Here is a 4157-nt window from a genome sequence, read left to right as displayed (position 1 = left end):
CCCCCACCCCCCGCTCCCGCGCGCGCGAGGAGGGCGGTGAGGACCGCTACACCGCCGCCAACCTGCTCGTCCTGGAGGGCCTGGAGGCCGTCCGCAAGCGACCGGGCATGTACATCGGCTCCACCGACTCCCGCGGGCTCATGCACTGCCTGTGGGAGATCATCGACAACTCCGTCGACGAGGCCCTGGGCGGGCACTGCAGCCGCATCGACGTGGTGCTGCACGCCGACGGCTCCGTGGAGGTCCACGACGACGGCCGCGGCATCCCCGTGGACGTCGAGCGGCGCACGGGCCTGTCGGGCGTGGAGGTCGTCTTCACCCACCTGCACGCCGGCGGCAAGTTCGGCGGCGGGTCGTACTCGGCCTCCGGCGGTCTGCACGGCGTCGGCGCCAGCGTGGTGAACGCGCTGTCCGCGCGCCTGGACGTCCAGGTCGACCGCGGCGGCAAGACGTGGGCCACGAGCTTCCGGCGCGGCACGCCCGGGCGCTACGCGGGCGAGGGGCCGGACGCCGACTTCACCCCCACCACGGGGCTGGAGGTCGTCGGGCGCGCCAAGCGCGGGGCGACCGGGACCCGGGTGCGCTACTGGGCGGACCGGCAGATCTTCCTCAAGGAGGCCGCGTTCTCCTACGAGGACCTCGCCGCCCGCGCCCGCCAGACCTCCTTCCTCGTGCCGGGCCTGCGCATCGTCGTGCGCGACGAGCGCACGGGCGAGCCCACCGAGGAGGTCTTCCAGCACGACGGCGGCATCAGCGAGTACGCCGAGTACCTGACCCCGGACGCGCCGGTGACCTCGGTGTGGCGGCTGCAGGGCGAGGACGTCTTCACCGAGACCGTCCCGGTCCTCGACGACAGCGGCCACATGACGCCGCAGGACGTGCAGCGCCAGTGCGTCGTCGACATCGCGCTGCGCTGGGGCACCGGCTACGACCCGACCGTGCGCTCCTTCGTCAACATCATCTCCACCCCCAAGGGCGGCAGCCACCTCGCCGGCTTCGAGCAGGGCCTGTTCGCGGCGGTCAAGAAGCAGGTGGACGCCCAGGCCCGCCGCCTGAAGGTCGGCAAGGACGAGAAGCTGGAGAAGGACGACGTCCTCGCCGGCCTCACGGCCGTCGTCACCGTCCGGCTGGCCGAGCCGCAGTTCGAGGGCCAGACCAAGGAGGTCCTCGGCACCGCCGCCGTGCGCCCGATCGTGCGCAGGGTCGTCGAGCGGGAGCTCGGGGAGGTCTTCGCCTCCCCGCGGCGCGACGACAAGCAGCAGGCCGCGGTGGTGCTCGACAAGGTCGTCACGGAGATGAAGAGCCGCATCTCCGCGCGCCTGCACAAGGAGACGCAGCGGCGCAAGAACGCCCTGGAGTCCTCCTCGCTGCCGGCCAAGCTCAAGGACTGCCGCTCCGACGACGTCGACAACACCGAGCTCTTCCTCGTCGAGGGCGACTCCGCGCTGGGCACCGCCATGGGGGCGCGCAACTCCGAGTACCAGGCGCTGCTGCCGCTGCGCGGCAAGATCCTCAACGTCCAGAAGGCGTCCGTGGCGGACATGCTGAAGAACGCCGAGTGCGCCTCGATCATCCAGGTCGTCGGCGGCGGCTCCGGGCGCAGCTTCGACCTGTCGGCGGTGCGCTACGGCAAGATCGTGCTGATGACCGACGCGGACGTCGACGGCGCGCACATCCGCACGCTGCTGCTGACGCTGTTCTTCCGCTACATGCGCCCGCTCATCGAGGCCGGCCGCGTCTTCGCCGCCGTGCCGCCGCTGCACCGCATCGAGGTCAACGGCACCGGTCGCGCCAAGCGCGAGGTGGTCTACACCTACTCCGACGCCGAGCTGCGCAAGGTGACCGCCGACCTGGCCCGGCGCGGGCGCACCTACAAGGACCCCCAGCGCTACAAGGGGCTGGGGGAGATGGACGAGGACCAGCTGGCCGAGACGACGATGGAGCGCGCGCACCGCACGCTGCGGCGGGTGACCGTGGCCGACGGGGCGGTCGCCGAGCGGGTCTTCGAGCTGCTCATGGGCAACGACGTGGGCCCCCGCAAGGACTTCATCATCGCCGGGGCCGAGCGGCTGGACCGCGAGCGCATCGACGCCTGAGCCGCCGGGCCGCGCCGGCACCCCGATCCCGACACCCCGCGGAGGACCTCCAGCGATGACCGCCGACGCCGACCTCACCGCTCCCGAGCTCGTGGACGCCGACCTGCGCGCCGCCGACCGCGCCGACGCCACGCGCCAGCTGGCCCGGCGCCTGGCCGACGTCGGCCGCGTCAGCGACCTCGAGCGCTTCCTCGCCGACGTGACCGCCCGCGAGGAGCAGATGGCCACCGGCGTCCCCGGCGGGATCGGGCTGCCGCACGCCCGCTCGAGCGCCGTCACCGTGCCCAGCCTCGCCGTCGGGCGCGTCGTGAGCGGCGAGGGCCTCGACTGGGGAGCCCCGGACGGCCCGGCGAACCTCGTCTTCCTCATCGCCGCGCCCGCCGACGGGGAGGGCGAGCACCTGCAGGTCCTCGCCGCGCTGGCCCGCAAGCTCGTGCACGCCCCGTTCCGCGCGTCGCTGCTGCAGGCCCCCGGCGCCGAGGCGCTGGCCGAGATCGTCCTGCGGGAGGTCTGCGGGCGATGAGGTTCGTCGCGGTGACCTCCTGCCCCACGGGCATCGCCCACACCTACATGGCCGCCGAGGCGCTGGAGCAGGCGGGCCGCAGCGCCGGTCACGAGGTCGTCGTGGAGACGCAGGGCGCGGCGGGCGCGGCCCCGGTGGACCCGGCCGTCATCGCCGCCGCCGACGGCGCGATCTTCGCCGCCGACCTCGAGGTCCGCGACAAGGGCCGCTTCGCCGGGCTGCCGCTGCTGCAGGTCAGCGTCAAGAAGGCCGTCGCCGACGCGCCGGGCGTCCTGGCCGCGGCGGTCGCCACCGTCGAGTCCTCGGGCTCCGCGGGACCCGCGGGCTCGGCGGCCGGGTCCGTCGCGCAGGCCCCTGCCGGGTCCGTCGCCGGGTCCGTCGCCGGGTCCGGCGCCGCCCCCGGCGCGCGGGCCGGGGCGGGGGCGCGGGTCGGCACCCGGGTCCGGCAGTGGCTCATGACCGGTGTCAGCTACATGATCCCGTTCGTCGCCGCCGGCGGCATCATGATCGCGCTGTCCTACCTCATCGGCGGCTTCCGGATCAGCGAGGTCCGGGCCGAGGACCTCATCGACGCGTTCGACCCGCTGTCCGCGCGCGACTGGGCGGGGGTGCTGTTCGTCGTCGGCAGCGCGTCGTTCGGCTTCCTCGTGCCCGTCCTGGCCGGCTTCATCGGCTTCGCCGTCGCCGACCGCCCGGGCATCGCCCCCGGCTTCGTCGGCGGTGCGGTCGCCGTCACCGTCGGCGCCGGCTTCCTCGGCGGCCTCGTGGCGGGCTTCCTCGGGGGCTTCACGGCCCTCGGCCTGGCCCGGCTGCGGGTGCCCACCGCGGTGCGCGGCGTCATGCCCGTCGTCGTCATCCCGCTGATCGCCACGTCGGTGACGGCCGGGGCCCTGCTCGTCGTGCTGGGCCGGCCGCTGAAGGCCCTCATGGACGCGCTGACGGCGGGGCTGAACTCCCTGACCGGCAGCGGGATCGTCGTGCTGGGGATCGTGCTGGGCGCCATGATGGCCGCCGACCTCGGCGGGCCCATCAACAAGGTCGCCTACACCTTCGCCACCACCGGGCTGGCCACGGTGGCCACCGCCTCCGGCGACGCCGTGGAGCTGCGGGTCATGGCCGCCTGCATGGCGGCCGGGATGACGCCGCCGCTGGGCATGGCGCTGGCGACGTTCGCGCGCAGGAGCCGCTTCAGCGAGGCCGAGCGCGAGAACGGCAAGGCGGCGGTGCTGCTCGGCGCGTTCTTCATCACCGAGGGCGCCATCCCGTTCGCCGCCACCGCGCCGCTGCGCACCATCCCGGCCGTCGTGCTCGGCTCCGGGCTCACCGGCGGCCTGGTCATGGCCTTCGGCAACACCCTGCGCGCCCCGCACGGCGGTGTCGTGGTCTTCGGCCTCGTCGGCCACTGGCCGCTGTACCTGCTGGCCATCCTCGTGGGCACGGCCGTCACCGCCGCCGCGGCCGTCGCCCTCAAGGGCCGCCCCCCGGTGGACCCGGCGGTGGGCCCGGCGAGCGCGGCCGCCGCCGGGTCCACCGGGGGG

General features: G+C 74.6%; 3 protein-coding genes. All 3 read left to right on the top strand.

Annotation, left to right across the window (positions count from 1 at the left end; translation table 11 throughout):
• The first annotated feature begins 62 nt into the window (after nt 1-62).
• Nucleotides 63-2096, top strand: a complete 2034-nt coding sequence (locus tag GTQ99_RS20580; RefSeq protein ID WP_166617568.1) for a DNA gyrase/topoisomerase IV subunit B — start codon at nt 63-65, stop codon at nt 2094-2096.
• Between the two features lie 55 nt (nt 2097-2151).
• Nucleotides 2152-2619, top strand: a complete 468-nt coding sequence (locus GTQ99_RS20575; RefSeq protein WP_166617567.1) for a PTS sugar transporter subunit IIA — start codon at nt 2152-2154, stop codon at nt 2617-2619.
• Nucleotides 2616-4157: PTS fructose transporter subunit IIC (locus GTQ99_RS20570; protein WP_166617566.1), on the top strand; the 1542-nt coding region annotated here is incomplete at its 3' end. The genes GTQ99_RS20575 and GTQ99_RS20570, both read left to right, overlap by 4 nt.

The sequence above is a fragment of the Kineococcus vitellinus genome, assembly GCF_009906315.1.
GTDB lineage: Bacteria > Actinomycetota > Actinomycetes > Actinomycetales > Kineococcaceae > Kineococcus > Kineococcus vitellinus.
This window is presented reverse-complemented; position numbering and strand designations above follow the sequence as displayed.